We start from the raw sequence: 16,334 nt of genomic DNA on the forward strand, positions 1-16,334 counted from the left end.
GTATAATACATTTCAAGGAGTGTATTATGCTGTTAATACATTTTTTTGAGGGTAGTGTATTAGGAGGTTAATACGCGGCTAATTCTTTCTTAAAAGGAATCGCCTATTTATGCCTAATGTGTATTGAGTCCTTAATACACAAAATTATGATTTTCAAGGAGTTGAGTGGATTGGATATAAAGTTTAATAATCGGGATCCAGTTTATGTGCAGGTAATTCGGCATTTTAAAGAGCTAATTGCCAAGGGGTATTATGTGGCTGGTCAGGAAATTCCGTCAAGAAGGGAACTGGCTAATCAGCTGAAAATTAATCCAAATACTGCACAACGAGCTTATAAGGAAATGGAGGAACAACAATTGATTTATACTGAAGGAAATTTGCCAAGCAGCATTACGAAAGATGAAACAGTGCTTAAAAATGTGCGTGAGGAATTAATTATCGAAGCGGTTGACTTATTTGTTGGCTCGATTCAATCCATCAATGTGCCGTTATCCGAAGTATTGGAACTTGTGAAGAAAACGCATGATGCCAAAAGCGGTGAAACGGAGGAATCCAAATGATTGAAGTGAAAAATGTCAAAAAAAAATACGGCAGGAAGCAAATATTAAAAGGGATTTCCTTTACCGCGAACAAAGGTGAAATTACGTGTTTGATTGGTATAAATGGCGTAGGAAAGACGACAATCATGAAAGCCATTATGGCACTCACTCCGATTAATAGCGGTGAGATTTTAATTGATGGGGGAAAAATTCGAAAAGAAAGCTTCGAAAAGATTACGTTTATTCCCGATACAATTACAATGCTGCCACAAATGAAAATTAGTGAAGCTTTTCAATTTATGGCGGATTTTTATAAAAGCTGGAATCCACAAAGGGCACAAGAGCTACTGCAATTTTTTAAGCTTGATGCAAACGACCGCATTGCGAATTTATCAAAGGGAAATACAGCGAAAGTAAATATGCTGTTAGGGTTGGCACTAGATGTCGATTATTTGCTGATGGATGAACCATTTTCCGGCATTGATATTTTCTCGCGCGAACAAATTGCCGAAGTGTTTACGAGCCATTTAATTGAAGATCGTGGTGTCATTATTACAACCCATGAAATTAATGATATTGAACACTTAATTGATAAAGTTGTGCTCATTGATGAAGGGGCAGTATTGAGAGAATTTAATGTAGAAGAAGTACGTGAAAACGAGGGGAAATCCGTTGTAGATGTGATGCGGGAGGTGTATCGAGGGTGAATACTTATTTAAAACTTGTTAATTTCGAAGTGAGTCGATTTTTCAAATTGTATGTCCTCATTATGGGATTGACAATTGTTAGCCAATTGCTTGGAGTTATTTTCGTATCGAAATTCTATTTAGAAAATACGAAGCGAGTCATGTTCGAAAATCAACTATCATTTAGTGAATTTGCAGCAGAAGGGTATGGCGCTTCTCCGTTTTATCAATATGTAAATTCTGAATGGGCGATACTTCCAATATTTATGTGCATCGTCGTTCTCATGCTTTATGTATTTTTTATATGGTATCGGGATTGGTTTGCAAAAAATACATTTATTTACCGATTATTACTATTGCCGACAAACAGGTTGACGATTTATTTCGCGAAATTGACGACAATTTTGCTGTTCGTCTTTGGTTTAATCACATTACAACTTATTTTAATCCCAATAGAGCTTCAAATTATGAATAGCATGATACCAGCAGATTATCGGATGTACTTTTCGCTTTATGAACTGTTTTATAATGATGTATGGACAATGCTGTATCCGATATCAATTATAGAATTCATCATGAGTTATGGACTAGGTTTAGTTTTTGTAGCCGTTATCTTTACAGCTATTTTACTAGAGCGTAGTTTCCGGTTAAAGGGGATTTTCTTCGCCATCGTTTATGGGGTGTTGTCATTTGTTGTATTAATTGTGCCATTCATAATAATGAGCCTATATCCAAACTATTTGTATCCACTTGAACTATTAATTACTGCATTACTAACAAGCAGCATCGTTTTTGGAATGGCTATTTGGCTAGCATCCTATTTGCTTAAACATAAAATTACAGTTTGATAGGGGGAATGACAATGAAACGATATTGGAAAATGCTGCTCATTAGTATTGTTAGCGTAATTGCAATTGGATTTTACTATATTCAAGTAGCAATCGCAGGAAAAGGAGATTTTCCTTTTAAAATTGAAACGACCAGCGGTAATGAGATGGAAATTGAAAATATTAGCCTTGAAGCGTATTATGTAGGGGGTTATTTTCAAAGCCAATTAAACATTTCAAAGGATGGTTCGACTTTGACTCAGTCAAATCGGTCTCAGATGTACAATTGGCTCAACCCGTATATTCCTGACAATGTGCAAAACTATATGCAAGAACACCGCCAATTTATGCGTGGAAAACAATATAATGAAGATAGCTATTTTAAAGATGAGAATTATTTAGTTTACGCAGCAATTCAAGATTTTGATCAATTACACCAAGGGGATTCACTAACGATGGAAATTGATTTACTTGATTTGAAAACAGATGTGCGTTCATCATTTGAAATTCAAGTACCTGTAGAAGAAAGTTATTATTGGATGGGCGTAAGAGATGTCTATATGCAAGATGGAAAAATAAAAATCGTTGCAACTGGCTCTCACGTAAATGGCGGGGATACTTTGCGCATATTTACGGTTGATGAAAAAAGCAAAGCATTGCAAGAGGATAAGCTGATTGGAAAAGTAGCGTCGGAAGTAGGAATTAGTACAGGTCTTCATATGCATACTAATACAAATGAATCACTAAATGATAACTATTATTTGTATGAGATAAAGAAATATAAAGAGAGATGGGATGGTCCTACAAACGAATTACTTTCTCATCAATTGTATGTGTATAATAAGTTGAAAAATGAAGTAGAGGAAATCGTTATTCCATCTGAATTAAAACCGAAAATGACTTTCCTTTATGGCGCACAAGTATTCATGCCGACTTATTCAGCAAATGGTATTGAGCTAAATCATTATAGTATCGAAACGCAACAATGGGAAGAACCATTACATTATAATTATCCAATTACCGTTAATAAGGAGGAAGATGCTCCTTTAGTGCAGCTAATGGATGAGAAGATTTATATCGTGAACCGTGTTGCAGGGGAGCAATTATTGTATATCGGTGATTTACGTACAGGGGAATCTTTATATGAAGGTAAAATTACCGCGGATCAAAATGATTCACTAAGTTCAATTAAGCAGCTTCGTATTTCAACTGTACTTAAAAATAATTAAGTAGATTTCAACATATATATTTACAAAAACTGATTTTCATATTTATGGGATAGGTAAAAACAACTGAAGAAACTAAAATTTATATGGATGCTACACCAGGTGCGAAAACTAATAAGATGATCATTTACAATTCAAAAATATCTATACATGCTACACAGAATGTTCCAAGGCTTCAGTAAGCGGCAAATCGGAAAGGATGAATTCCATAGTGGAATCAACCTTTCCGATTTTGGGTTCTAATGTAGTTATAGTTACTGCGCGTTCATTTTTTTGTAAATATCAATGTTAGCACTTAGGACATTGACGGTATTTTCACCAAAGATACCAAAAAGGCGGTCCTCAGTATTTACTTTTACAATAGCTTCTACTTCATTTACTGACAAACCACTTGCTTTTGCAATACGTTCCATTTGAATTAGGGCTGCATTTACACTAATATGCGGATCTAATCCAGAGCCGGACGCGGTCATTAAGTCGGCGGGAATTTGCTCGCGTTTCACACCTGGGTTGTCTTGTAAAAACGTTTCGATATTGCTCTCAATTCGTGTTATGAGCTCAGGGTTGGACGGGGCATAGTTGAATGTACCTGAGCTGACACCGCCGTAAGCTATTTCCCCGTTTTCACCAGGCATCGTATCTTCTTGTGAATAGACATTGTAATTCACGGCAGAAACGCGCCCCCAGAAATATTGGGGTGATGTAAAGCTTTGACCTAATAATTCCGATCCAACTACTTTCCCGTCTACTTCTAGTAAACTACCATTTGCTTCGTATTTAAAAAATGCCTGAGCAACACCAGTTACTGCGAATGGGTAAATCACACCACATATAATAAACATTGTTAATGTAAGTAATAGCGCTTGTTTAGAGCTTTCAAAAAATCTTTTCATCGTATAGTCCCTCCTATAGTCCCAATATTTGTAGCATAGGTCCAATCATTAAATCAATTAACTTAATCCCAATAAAAGGGGCAAGTAACCCACCTAGTCCATAAACGAATAAGTTTTTTCTTAATAATTTCGATGCACTCATCGGTTTATAGTTAACGCCTTTCATCGCAATCGGGATTAATAGGGGGATGATCACGGCATTAAAAATTAATGCAGAGATGATGGCGCTTGTTGGTGAATTCAACATCATCACATTTAACGTGTTCATTTCTGGAATGGCAACCATTAACATTGCGGGGATAATGGCAAAATATTTAGCCACGTCGTTCGCAATGCTAAATGTTGTGAGCGCCCCCCGCGTCATGAGCAGTTGTTTACCGATTTCAACAACTTCTATTATTTTCGTAGGATTGGAATCAAGATCTACCATATTCGCAGCTTCTTTTGCTGCATTCGTCCCAGAATTCATCGCAAGCCCAACGTTAGCTTGGGCGAGTGCAGGTGCATCGTTTGTGCCGTCACCAGTCATCGCCACAATTTTTCCAAGTGCTTGCTCATCTTTAATAACTTTTATTTTATCCTCGGGTTTACTTTCTGCGATAAAGCCATCCACTCCTGCTTCTTTGGCGATGGAAGCAGCGGTCAGTGGATTATCCCCGGTACACATTATTGTTTTGATACCCATTGCACGCAGCTGGTCAAAACGTTCTTTCAATCCAGGTTTCACAATGTCTTTTAGGAAAATGACACCTAAAATTTTATCGTTTATCGACACGACTAGAGGTGTTCCGCCAACCGATGATACGCGGTGGACGAGTTGCTCTAAGTCTTTAGGAATCACCTGACCAGCAGCAAGACTTTCATTTTTTATCGAATCATAGGCGCCTTTCCGTATTTTGGTGCCGTCTTGCATATTAAGGCCGCTCATACGAGTTTGCGCGGTGAAAGAAATGTGATCGCTCTTTTTGATGATCAAATCTTCGTGCGTTGTATCTACTAACAACTCGCATGCAAGTGACAAAATTGATTTACCCTCTGGCGTATCGTCTGTCAGTGAGCTCAGCCATGCTGCTCGTATCAATTTACTGATCTCTACACCATTTACAGGTGAGAATTCAGAGGCCATCCGGTTGCCGTAAGTAATCGTGCCTGTTTTATCTAAAATTAACGTATCCACATCACCACATGCTTCAACGGCTCTTCCGGACAAAGCTATGACATTAAACTGTGTTACACGATCCATTCCAGCAATACCGATTGCCGATAACAAGCCACCTATCGTAGTGGGAATTAAGCAAACCGTTAGTGCAATTAAAGTCGCGATTGGAATATGCACATCTAAATAGACTGTCATTGGATAAAGCGTCACAACAACGAGTAAAAAGATGATCGTTAAACTAACTAATAGCGTGTTTAGTGCAATTTCATTGGGTGTTTTTTTTCGACTTGCTCCTTCAATTAGGGCAATCATTTTATCAAGGAACGATTCACCAGGTAGTGCTGTGATTTCGATCATGAGCCAATCGCTTGTCACAGTAGTCCCACCTGTTACAGACGAAAAGTCACCACCACGTTCTTTTACGACAGGTGCTGATTCACCAGTAATAGCGGATTCATCCACTGTAGCAATGCCATATATTACTTCGCCATCATTAGGGATGACCTCGCCAGCCTGCACTAAGACGATATCTCCCTTTTTCAGTTCATGTGCTTGTTTCATGACTTCCTGGCCATTTTCTAATAGCACACGCACCTTAGTCGCCGTTTTAGTATTTTTTAGCGTTTGTACTTGTGCTTTTCCTCTGCCTTCAGCGATTGATTCTGCAAAGTTCGCAAATAGAATAGTAACGAAAAGAACGATCGTAACAATCGCATTATAAAGACGATCTTTTTCGCCAGCGCCACTGTCCAGTAGATTTGGGAAAATAGTTAACAGAAGGACAAGTATAAAACCAATTTCCACCACGAACATCACTGGATTTTTTATCATGTAGACGGGATTCAATTTCTTGAAAGCGCCGATTATAGCGTTTTTCATAATATCATTTGTTATAAAACTTTTTTTAGAAGCATTTTCCATTGATGTCTCTCCTTATCGGTAATATATTTTTAAATGTTCAGTAATTGGTCCGAGAGCCAGGGCTGGTAAAAATGTTAAAGCGCCAATCAGTAGCACAATTGCAATAAGTAACGTTGTAAACATGGCATTGTCTGTTTTTAATGTTCCCACCGTATCGCTATACCATATTTTTTTCGCGAGCAGTGATGCAATGGCTAGCTGAAGTATAATCGTTACATAGCGACCAAAGAACATTGCAAGCCCAGTAGTCACGTTCCAGAATGTTGAGTTATCGGCTAATCCTTCAAAACCTGAGCCATTGTTCGCTGAGGATGAAGCATATTCATATAATACTTGCGATAATCCATGTGCACCTGGATTTGTGATACCCGCGACGCCAGCTGTTGTTGCGACAGCCAATGCTGAAAATAGCAAAATGATGGCAGGGTGGACTAATATACAAAGGGCAATTAACTTCATTTCTTTTTCTTCAATTTTCTTGCCTAAAAACTGAGGTGTTCGACCAATCATGAGACAGGCAATGAAGATGGTCAGTAGTACATACATCATCATGTTCATCAACCCGACACCTTTACCCCCAAACACAACGTTCAACATCATGTTAAACATGGGCACGAGTCCGCCGATTGGTGTTAAGGTGTCATGCATATTATTTACTGATCCGGTAGTAAAAGCAGTCGTCACAGCAGTGAATAGCGCGGATTGTTCGACACCAAATCGCATTTCTTTGCCTTCCATACTTCCTAGTTCTTGTGTGATACCGAGGTCGCTAATAAGTGGATTGCCAGCGCGTTCAGCTACAGTAACCGTAACCAATCCAATTAGAAACAGAACCCCCATTGCAGTGAAAATGGCTAACCCTTGTTTTCCAAATATAGTTTTCTTTCTTCGATGAGCTACCATTAAACTAAAAGCCACAACACAAGCACCAGGGAGCAACATCATCGATAGTATTTCTATAATATTTGAAGAAACAGTTGGATTTTCAAATGGAGTCGTCGAATTGGCACCGTAAAATCCGCCACCATTTGTACCAATATGTTTAATCGATTCTAGGGAGGCTACGGGCCCAAGTGCGATATCCTGCATCTTACCTTCAATTGTTTCTACGGTCTTGTTTGGACTAAAGGTTTGGGGCGACCCTTGAGCTACTAAAATTAGGGCAACTACGAATGAAATAGGCATTAATACACGCGTTATAATACGTACAAGGTCTACAAAGAAATTTCCAAGTGTATCCGTCTTCGCAACTAAACGACGACAGAACGCCATACATGCGGCATAACCTGTTGCTGCCGATGTAAACATCATGAATATAATGATTAGCATCTGAGACATATAACTTAATCCGGATTCACCACTATAGTGTTGCAGGTTTGTATTTGTCATAAACGAAATGATCGTATTAAAAGACAGTGTTGCTTCCATATTATCTATGCCATTTGGGTTAAAAAATAAAGCAGATTGAATGCGTAACAGCAGGTAGCCGATGAATACCATAAATGCATTTGAAAGAATTAATGCGAATACATATTGTTTCCCCGTCATATCGACTTGTTTAATGCCACTTACTTTATATATAACGCCATCGACTTTATCAAATACTGGATCGAGCCAAGTATTTTCATTCATTGTTACTCGAAAAAGATAATGCCCCGCTAGTATAACAAGCGGTAAATAGATTGCTAAAATAATGGCGATTTGCCACATACATCTTACCTCCTATAAGTCTCTTAATAGTTTTCTGGATATAATAATGCATGCCCTAGATACCCGAAGAGCGCTACAATAATAATCCCAAAAATGATCCACATAATGTTTCCTCCTTACTCATTTACGAGTTTGTAACACCAAGTTGTTAAAGAATATAAACTAGAAAAACTAATGATTAGTAAGCCAATCATATAAATGTCCATCAATTGAACCATCCTCTCTTTCTTAGATGCTCTTATCATATTGCAATTCAAATTAACGTAGTGTTAGGGAATAGCGGTTTGTATTAAGAAGACATTAAGATTTGAAACTTTCCGCTTTTTCAATGAAAGATGTGATTATAATAAGAAAAGAGGTGAGAATGATGGAAGACATTCGGCAGAGTCCAGAGACGTTTTTAGCCAAGATTTACGAGGGAAAAGATGACAAAGTAGGAAAGCTGAAGATCTTTCTTGGTTATGCTGCGGGCGTGGGGAAAACTTACGCGATGTTAGATGCGGCACATCAAGCTCAAAAACTATGCAAAGACGTCGTGGTAGGATATGTAGAGCCGCATCCCCGTCCAGAAACATTCGCCTTACTTGAAGGTCTTGAACAAATAGCAACGAAAAAGATAAATTATAAAGGAAAGATTTTCGAGGAATTAGACATCGATGCGGTACTTGAACGTAAACCTGAGATTGTAATCATTGATGAGTTGGCGCATACAAACCTGCCAACAATGCGTCATATAAAACGTTTTGGCGACGTCGAAGAATTGCTTGCAAAAGGTATACATGTGTACACAACTGTAAATATCCAGCATATTGAAAGTTTACAAGATTTGGTGGAAGACATAACGGGGGTGAAGGTACGAGAGCGTATTCCCGATCATGTAATTGATCAGGCAGCCCAAATAAAACTGGTGGATATTGAACCAGATGAATTACTTCAAAGATTAAGAGAAGGTAAAATTTATAAAATCGAACGAGTAGAAAAAGCGATTAATTCTTTTTTTAAAAAACAAAATTTAGTGGCGTTAAGAGAAATTGCACTACGTAGAACAGCTGATATGATTTATTATAAAAAAACGCAAAAGTACGATTCTTCTATTCAAAATACACAATTAGAAGAGCATGTATTGGTGGGTATTAGTAGTTCACCAACGAATGCAAAAGTCATTCGGACAGCGGCTAGACTGGCACAGGCCCTGCATGGCAAATTCACAGCACTTTATGTACAAAAAGTTGAAAGAAACGATAGTGACAAAGTGAATTCTGAGCGATTGCAGCAGCATATAAAATTGACGGAACAACTCGGTGGGCATGTAGTCATCGTACAAGAAGATGACGTAGCAGGTGCGTTAGCGAATTATGCGCAGATAAGTGGTGTGACAAAGCTGGTCCTCGGAAGAACGGCTATGAAAAAGAAATGGTGGCTTCCTCATCCCAAAATCAGTGACGCGCTTAATGACTTTGTACCAAACTTAGCGATACATATTGTGCCCGATGTAGAGAATGAACCAATGCGCTTACCAAAAGTAAGACCTCGGCTAAGATTTGAGAGGTTAGACTTGCTTAAAATGGTCGTAGTGTTCGGGTTGGCATCCATCATCGGAATTTGGTTCTTCGCTATGGGAGTTAGTGATTCAAATATTATCACCATCTATATTTTAGGTGTATTAGTACTGTCAACATGGACATCTGGTTGGGTGGTCAGCATGATTAGTTCGCTCGTTTCGGTGCTCATTTTTAACTTTTTATTTACCGAACCGCGATTTTCAATTGAAGCGTATCATCCAGACTATCCAATGACATTTTTAATCATGTTTACCGCGGGTTTCATTACGAGTAGTCTAACGAGGAAGGTAAAGGAGCAGGCAGTTGTTGCGGTGCGAAAGTCTTACCGAATGGAAGTGTTACTTGAAACAAATCGCAAATTGCAGCAAGCGAAGTCGAAAGAGGAAATCATCATGGAAGGTATGTCCCAAATTGTAAAATTAGTAGATGTGCCAGTCGAATTTTTTGAACTAGAAAATGAACTGATCATGAAGTCTGTTTTTTTCCGAACAGCTAGTATGACGACAATCGAAAATCAAGAAGTAGCGGGACGATTTAGCAATGTAAGCGAGCGTGGTGTGGTGAGTTGGGTTGCGAATAATGAGCACGTAGCCGGTAGGTCAACTGATATATTTCCAGAAGCGAATGCCTACTATTTGCCGTTTGTATCTGGTGGTCATGTGAAAGGGGTTATTGGAATAGCGTTATCGAGAGAATCACCTTTGCCAGCATTTGAGCGTAATATCCTCCATGCCATCATTAATGATTTTTCATTTGCCCTTGATAAATGGTATTTGCAGAAATTAAATGCAGAAGTTGTTCAAGAAGCGGAACTTGAACAAATGCAATCAAATCTTTTGCGCGCCATATCGCATGATTTAAGAACTCCGCTGACAAGTATTGCAGGGAATGCCGAGATTTTGTTGACCAGAGGAGAACAGGTGAATGATACGCAGAAAGTCCAACTATACCAAGATATTTTTAGCAACTCCAAATGGCTTGTACAAATGGTAGAAAATTTGCTAGCGGTCTCAAGATTAGATAACGGGCAACTTGCTATTGAGATGCAACCCGAACTTGTGGTGGATATTATACAAGAAGCGCTGTCGCATGTTGTGCGCATAAACAATACGCACAAAATCTCTTACTGTGTTGAGCCAGAATTATCATTCGCCTTGATGGATGCGCGACTCATCATTCAAGTGATCATTAATATGATTGATAATGCATTGACTTATACACCAGCAGGGAGCGAGGTCATCCTGAGGGCAAAAGAAGTGGGCAATTTTGTACATTTTAGTATTCGCGATAATGGTGCGGGGATTGAAGATTCGTTAAAAGCGAAACTATTTGAACCTTTTACAACAGGAAAGATGCAAAGAAGCGATAGCCGGCGAGGTCTAGGGCTTGGTTTAGCATTGTGTCACACTATTTTAAAATTACATGGAAGTGAACTTACTGTTGCAAATAATAACCCAAGTGGTACCGTTTTTAATTTCTCACTTGAAAAAGGAGTTGTGAACATTGATGAATAAACGAATCCTTGTGGTAGAAGATGATGTGGCAATCGGGAATCTAATCAAAATGACATTATCGACGCAAAAATACGAATACGCTATTGTTCGGGATGGCCAAAGTGCATTGCAAAAGGCCATTTCGATGAAACCGGATGTGATTATTCTAGATTTAGGCTTACCGGACATGGATGGCATCGATATTATTCAAAAAATCCGTAGTTGGTCTCAAACGGCGATCATCGTCGTCAGTGCGCGCGGCGAAGAATCTGATAAAATCAATGCGCTCGATGTTGGAGCAGATGATTATGTAACGAAGCCATTTAGCGTAGATGAATTGCTAGCACGTATTCGCGTTGCATTAAGAAGAAATGCGATTGATGGTAGTGTGAATCAGGAGCAACCTATGTTCGTCAACGGTCATTTACAAATTAATTATTTGGCAAATACAGTGTTAGTGAATGGCGCAGAAGTGCATTTGACTCCTATAGAGTATAAGTTGTTAGTGGTACTATCCAAAAATGTTGGAAAAGTTCTGACACATAATTTTTTATTGAAAGAGGTATGGCAAAACTACCTTCCATCGGACATTCCCAGCCTGCGTGTTTTTATGGCAACGCTGCGGAAAAAAGTTGAGGATGATCCCGCAAATCCTAAGTATATTCAGACACATATACGTGTTGGCTATCGCATGCTTAGGTATGAAGGGGATAGTATGCGTGGGGAGTAGTAAGTCCATGTACTGGATGCACAAACAGATTCTGTAAAATCATGTTGTCCAACAAGTAAATATACCAATATATTTTGTAGAATACAGAAGACTTTCATTTCTTATTTTTCACAAAAATTTGTTTAGTATAGCTTAGGAAGGGCAAAATAACAGTGAAAAGTGAAAGGATGGGATGAAATGACTTCTATACGTGATGAAATATTAGAGGTATTAAATCGTGAAAAAATAGGGACGATGGCTACTGTAGAGAATGGAAAACCCTATTCTCGTTATATGACATTTCAACATGAAGACTTCGTATTATATACGGTCACAAATAAACATTCTGAAAAAGTAGAAGAACTGCAAAAAAATCCGTATACACATATTTTATACGGCTACGAAAATAAAGGATTTGGTGATACGTTTGTCGAGATTGAAGGGAAAGTAACAGCGTTTGAGGATGAGGGCATAAAAAATAAGCTCGCGGAATTTTTCACAGATATTTTTATCGGCAATAAAGATGAAATGTTAACGCTGAAAATTGAACCCATTCGCATGCGCCTTATGAACAAGAAAGGCGAACCACCGAAAGAATTAGAATTTAAAACAGAATAGTTAGAGCTGAATTATTCTGTCGAAAGTGGAATTACAGATGATAGCATTGCGCATATCATGAAACAATCAATCGAGCAAATACCGGCAATTCGTAGTGAAATCGAGTTGAAGTAGAAACATTCTGTATCGGGGGTACAAACAATTTTTGTAGGAACAAGGTGTATGAATGTTCTTGCAATTTATGAATAGCCATTCAACAAACACAGAGCGTTCTAAAAAAGTGAAAATCCTCTCTTTGTCTACTGAAGACGAAAAGGGGATTTTTTTATGCAACGGAATCATAATCTTATTGTGGGAGCTACACAAAAATATGGGCTGATCCATTACATGAAGTTGCATATGTATTTTACACGTAGAATACGTCAAGGCAAATATTTCAATGTTAAATCGGAATGTAATTGATTAATTAATGAGAGGGAAGTAAGGGTTGAGATAGGGAAACAAAGAACTTTTACTGTACGATATTTTCGAATAATTGCAATGTGACCACTTTAAATTGATATGCTTTTAACGAATTAATTTATTAAAAAAACCAAAATTGCTTTTTATTTTGGGGAATTCAAACATTTTGCGTCCTATTTGAAATTCATTCCGTCTATATAGGTGAAAGGAGGGCAAAAAATGGATATTGAACAATGCATTAATACATATAGCGATTATTTATATCGCATTGCCTTTATTTATACGAAGGACAGGTCGGCTGCCGAGGAAGTGGTACAAGATGTGTTTTTTAACTATTACCGAAAAGCGCATCAATTTCAAGGGGATGCGACTTTAAAAACATACTTAGTAAAAATGACGATTAATCGAAGCTATGATTATTTACGGAGCTGGAAAAATAAAAAGCACATATTTCTTGAAATCATACAAGGAACTTCAAAAGGAACGGAGCAAATTTATGTTGAACAAGAGTTGCGCGGGGAAGTGACAGCCGCTGTGTTAGCACTACCGGTAAAGGATCGTGAAGTGTTGCTGCTTTATTATTATGAAGAGTTGACCGTGACAGAAATTGCAGTTTTGTTAGAGCTCGCTGCTTCCACCGTAAAATCAAGATTACAACGCGCGCGTAAAAAGTTAAAGCCGAAGTTACAAATGGAGGTGATGGCGGATGAATAAAGAAAAATGGCAAACTGAATTGAAGCTACTTCAGTTAACAGAAGCTCAAAAATCAAGCATGTTGCAGCATGTGAAATCATCCAAAAAAGAGAAAGTAAATTGGACATACAGGCTAGCGGTACCAACCTTTGCGGTATTATGTATACTGTTTTTATTTTTAGTGATGAGTAGTGAAAGGCCTGTCCCTATATTGAATCACGGAACCGAGCAAGCTATTGAAATGGATCATCATGAATATATAATGGAAACGCTAATTTATTTAGCCATCGCCTTTAGCATATATGTCATCAACTGCATTTTAGCCGTCTTAATTGTAAAAAATACTGTTCGCTGGCAACCCAAGATTATGTATTTTAGGGAAAAGTGGGGACACTATCACTGGCTATTTATTGGTTTTATGACCACAGTAACAGTTGGAGGTGCGTCTAGTTTATGGTTCATTTGTTCGACACAACTCGGTTCGAAAATAATCATTTTTTTCCTCATTTTAATATTTTTGCTATTGCTTCAGCTTTATTTAGCACGCAATGTGAAAAGACCATTGCCATGTCCCGTTTGTCATCATACGTATTCAACGCGAGAAATAAGAAAAATTGCCTTTTCATTTAAGGTTAACCTGAAATGCACCACTTGTGAAAAGCCTATTTTTTATACGAGAGCATCAAGGAATAAATTTGGTTTAACATCCTTGTTTACAGGACTCCCTTTTTTCACTGCGATCAATATCGGCCTTCCTTTTATCGTCATCCTATGTATACTCGTCCCTTATTTTCTACTTGTTTGGCGCTTTATATTGCCGTACTATATTGAATTGGAAGATGAAGAGACACCGATGTGGTGAGCTGGGTATATATATGAATTGTTTTAAATGGAAAAATTCGTGTTCTGGTGCAAATATGATTTATCAGAAACAAAGTAACTCCCTACCCTTTACAATGTTATCACAATAAGGGAGTGTTAAAATGCAAGAGACAAGAAGCGAAGAAAGTCGACTAATAAACTATAGCTACGTATTTATGAGGATCATTTGCTTTGTTAAAAGATAAAAATCTCATTTTGCACCAGAACCTAGAAAGGAGCCAATTCATAAGCGGATTGGCTCCTTTCTAGGTCTCATTGTGAAGAAAGGTGCTGGATAGCTTTGCGATATCGCATATAAGTGAGGCCATACAAAACACTCGTCGTAATAAATAACCAAGGCGGTATGAAACGCATTAAAGCAAGGGGCGTTCAAATAAGAAGGCAAAAAGAAATGATGTACCGTCTTTGTCCCATAAGCCAGGTGTTAGATAGGCACTCTTCAATTGGAAAAATTGAAAGTAATCATATTTCGAGTAAATAACAATTAAAAAGAAGAGGGATCCAAAAGCCCAAGAAGCGGCTGATTTCATTAATTGTTTATATTTGGCAATAAGAGAATAGTCATCTGAAAATAAATCATCACGCCCGTCTTTACGTTTTAACCAGTAATAGGTACCATCAGATGCGTTAGCTTTAATAGTGTGCCAGCCAAAATCCTCGTGTAATTGTAAATAATTTTGGCGTGCATCTTTTTTTAAGGCATTTTGATGGTCAATACGAATGACCTGTTCAATGTCAGATGTTTTTTGAAATGTATAATAAAAACTAAAAGTGTTTGCATGTGTACATACCCATCCATTTTGAAGCATAGAATTGAGCCATTTCTCTTCTTTTTCAATATCAAAAAAGATTTTAATTTTTTTCATTTACTTCATCTCCCTCATATAAGGATAAAATATGCTGCAATCGTTGTTGCTCAGATGCTAATATTTCAAGTCCAGCAGGTGTTGTTTGATACACCTTACGCCGAGCATCCTCTGTTTCTACTGGAGTAATCCATTCATATTTCAATAAATTTTCAATCGCGCCGTACATTGTCCCTGCAGCAATACGTACATTCCCATTACTCATATCTTCAATTTTTTGCATCATTGTATAGCCATGAAGTGGTTCTCGTAAAGCGAGTAAAATATAATGCATCGTTTCGGATAAAGGTAGTAGCTTATGCTTCTTCAAGTCCTCACCTCAATCTAATCAGTTTAACTGTATAGTTAAATTATATATAGTTCAACTGAATAATACAACTGTATATTTAAAAAAAATTCGTACGTAACATTGCCCTTTTTCATATAAGAGTTTTTATAAAAAATGATTATTGGCAGTAAAAGCATATTGATAATAATTGACCCGAGTCCATGAGCAGATAACGATATGCTGTTATTTGTAAAATAATTCAAAATGTAATGTAACATATTTTTTACTTATGGTAAAAAATATGTTACATTACATTTATTGGGAGTGATTGAGCGTGTCATTAAGTAGCGAAAGAAAAATTCAAAATAGAATTGTTGTGTTAAGGGCTGAAAGGGGCTTATCCCAAAGAGAGATGGCAGATAAATTAGGGGTGAGTAGACAGACAATCATTTCACTTGAAAAAAACAGATACAATCCGTCCTTAAAATTAGCGTTTGATATTTCGCTCATGTTTGGCGTGGATTTACACGAAGTATTTCAATATGAAGTAGAGGAGGAAAATTAAGTATGGCCATTTTTATAGGGAGTTTGTCTCTTATTTATGTATTAATTTTCTTTATTGCCGTTTTTATTTCATTAAAATTTGAATGGAGTGAAGAGAATAAAGATGAGCGCGGAAAAAGTATTTCAAGTAAATCGTACGGTATGGTTTTTCCTTTAATGCCTTTGGGGTGGTTTTTAATTGAGTTATTTGACCGTTATATTGGTACGCTGAGTTATGATGCATACAAGTTAGCCATTTGGTATTTACTAACAGGATTAATGATTCTTCAAGTAATCATCTTAAGCGTATTAAAAAGGCAATATTAAAATGACCGTT

17 protein-coding genes are annotated in these 16,334 nt (G+C 37.5%); 11 read left to right on the forward strand and 6 right to left on the reverse strand.

Annotated features, from left to right (window positions below):
- The first annotated feature begins 170 nt into the window (after positions 1-170).
- From ACQKIH_RS19125 to ACQKIH_RS19140, 4 genes are read left to right on the forward strand one after another with little or no spacing between them, the layout of a single operon-like run.
- Positions 171-560, forward strand: a complete 390-nt coding sequence (locus tag ACQKIH_RS19125) for a GntR family transcriptional regulator (protein WP_427768272.1) — start codon at positions 171-173, stop codon at positions 558-560.
- Entirely contained in the window at positions 557-1,246 is a 690-nt protein-coding gene (locus ACQKIH_RS19130) for an ABC transporter ATP-binding protein (protein ID WP_427768273.1), read from the forward strand. Before ACQKIH_RS19125 ends, ACQKIH_RS19130 begins: the two co-directional genes overlap by 4 nt.
- Positions 1,243-2,073 carry a hypothetical protein gene (locus ACQKIH_RS19135; protein ID WP_427768274.1) on the forward strand — a complete coding sequence of 277 codons (831 nt, stop codon included), beginning with the start codon at positions 1,243-1,245 and terminating at the stop codon, positions 2,071-2,073. Before ACQKIH_RS19130 ends, ACQKIH_RS19135 begins: the two co-directional genes overlap by 4 nt.
- A 14-nt stretch (positions 2,074-2,087) precedes the next feature.
- Complete coding sequence (locus tag ACQKIH_RS19140) at positions 2,088-3,281, forward strand: hypothetical protein (protein WP_427768275.1); 1,194 nt, start codon at positions 2,088-2,090, stop codon at positions 3,279-3,281.
- A 251-nt stretch (positions 3,282-3,532) separates the two neighbouring features.
- Here ACQKIH_RS19140 and kdpC read toward each other — a convergent pair whose 3' ends face one another.
- From kdpC to kdpF, 4 genes are read right to left on the reverse strand one after another with little or no spacing between them, the layout of a single operon-like run.
- Positions 3,533-4,171 (reverse strand): potassium-transporting ATPase subunit KdpC, encoded by a 639-nt coding sequence (kdpC, locus tag ACQKIH_RS19145; protein ID WP_427768276.1) that lies wholly within the window; start codon positions 4,169-4,171, stop codon positions 3,533-3,535.
- A 13-nt stretch (positions 4,172-4,184) separates the two neighbouring features.
- On the reverse strand, positions 4,185-6,251 hold the full coding sequence (kdpB, locus tag ACQKIH_RS19150; RefSeq protein WP_427768277.1) for a potassium-transporting ATPase subunit KdpB: 2,067 nt from the start codon (positions 6,249-6,251) through the stop codon (positions 4,185-4,187).
- A gap of 12 nt (positions 6,252-6,263) precedes the next feature.
- Complete coding sequence (gene kdpA / locus ACQKIH_RS19155) at positions 6,264-7,961, reverse strand: potassium-transporting ATPase subunit KdpA (protein ID WP_427768278.1); 1,698 nt, start codon at positions 7,959-7,961, stop codon at positions 6,264-6,266.
- A gap of 23 nt (positions 7,962-7,984) precedes the next feature.
- On the reverse strand, positions 7,985-8,065 hold the full coding sequence (kdpF, locus tag ACQKIH_RS19160; protein WP_083493616.1) for a K(+)-transporting ATPase subunit F: 81 nt from the start codon (positions 8,063-8,065) through the stop codon (positions 7,985-7,987).
- A gap of 263 nt (positions 8,066-8,328) precedes the next feature.
- Here kdpF and ACQKIH_RS19165 point away from each other — a divergent pair, with 263 nt between their 5' ends.
- The 5 genes from ACQKIH_RS19165 to ACQKIH_RS19185 all read left to right on the forward strand — a co-directional run bounded on the left by ACQKIH_RS19165 (position 8,329) and on the right by ACQKIH_RS19185 (position 14,300).
- On the forward strand, positions 8,329-11,037 hold the full coding sequence (locus tag ACQKIH_RS19165) for an ATP-binding protein (protein ID WP_427768279.1): 2,709 nt from the start codon (positions 8,329-8,331) through the stop codon (positions 11,035-11,037).
- Positions 11,030-11,746: a response regulator gene (locus ACQKIH_RS19170; RefSeq protein ID WP_427768280.1), complete on the forward strand. Its 717-nt coding sequence runs from the start codon at positions 11,030-11,032 to the stop codon at positions 11,744-11,746. The genes ACQKIH_RS19165 and ACQKIH_RS19170 overlap by 8 nt, the downstream gene beginning before the upstream one ends.
- Positions 11,747-11,923: 177 nt before the next feature.
- On the forward strand, positions 11,924-12,343 hold the full coding sequence (locus ACQKIH_RS19175) for a pyridoxamine 5'-phosphate oxidase family protein (RefSeq protein WP_427768282.1): 420 nt from the start codon (positions 11,924-11,926) through the stop codon (positions 12,341-12,343).
- Positions 12,344-12,964: 621 nt separating this feature from the next.
- Positions 12,965-13,459 carry an RNA polymerase sigma factor gene (locus tag ACQKIH_RS19180; protein ID WP_427768284.1) on the forward strand — a complete coding sequence of 165 codons (495 nt, stop codon included), beginning with the start codon at positions 12,965-12,967 and terminating at the stop codon, positions 13,457-13,459.
- Entirely contained in the window at positions 13,452-14,300 is an 849-nt protein-coding gene (locus ACQKIH_RS19185) for a hypothetical protein (protein WP_427768285.1), read from the forward strand. Before ACQKIH_RS19180 ends, ACQKIH_RS19185 begins: the two co-directional genes overlap by 8 nt.
- A gap of 373 nt (positions 14,301-14,673) precedes the next feature.
- Here ACQKIH_RS19185 and ACQKIH_RS19190 read toward each other — a convergent pair whose 3' ends face one another.
- Positions 14,674-15,186: a DUF2812 domain-containing protein gene (locus ACQKIH_RS19190; RefSeq protein WP_427768286.1), complete on the reverse strand. Its 513-nt coding sequence runs from the start codon at positions 15,184-15,186 to the stop codon at positions 14,674-14,676.
- Positions 15,173-15,460 (reverse strand): PadR family transcriptional regulator, encoded by a 288-nt coding sequence (locus tag ACQKIH_RS19195; protein WP_427768299.1) that lies wholly within the window; start codon positions 15,458-15,460, stop codon positions 15,173-15,175. The genes ACQKIH_RS19190 and ACQKIH_RS19195 overlap by 14 nt, the downstream gene beginning before the upstream one ends.
- A gap of 328 nt (positions 15,461-15,788) precedes the next feature.
- On the opposite strand from ACQKIH_RS19195, the gene ACQKIH_RS19200 reads away from it, so the two are divergent.
- The gene (locus ACQKIH_RS19200; RefSeq protein ID WP_427768287.1) at positions 15,789-16,019 is read left to right on the forward strand and encodes a helix-turn-helix transcriptional regulator; all 231 of its coding nucleotides are present in this window, start codon (positions 15,789-15,791) and stop codon (positions 16,017-16,019) included.
- A 2-nt stretch (positions 16,020-16,021) separates the two neighbouring features.
- Positions 16,022-16,324, forward strand: a complete 303-nt coding sequence (locus tag ACQKIH_RS19205; RefSeq protein WP_427768288.1) for a hypothetical protein — start codon at positions 16,022-16,024, stop codon at positions 16,322-16,324.
- Positions 16,325-16,334: the final 10 nt, after the last annotated feature.

This window comes from Solibacillus cecembensis (assembly GCF_050272495.1).
Taxonomy (GTDB): Bacteria; Bacillota; Bacilli; order Bacillales_A; family Planococcaceae; genus Solibacillus; species Solibacillus cecembensis.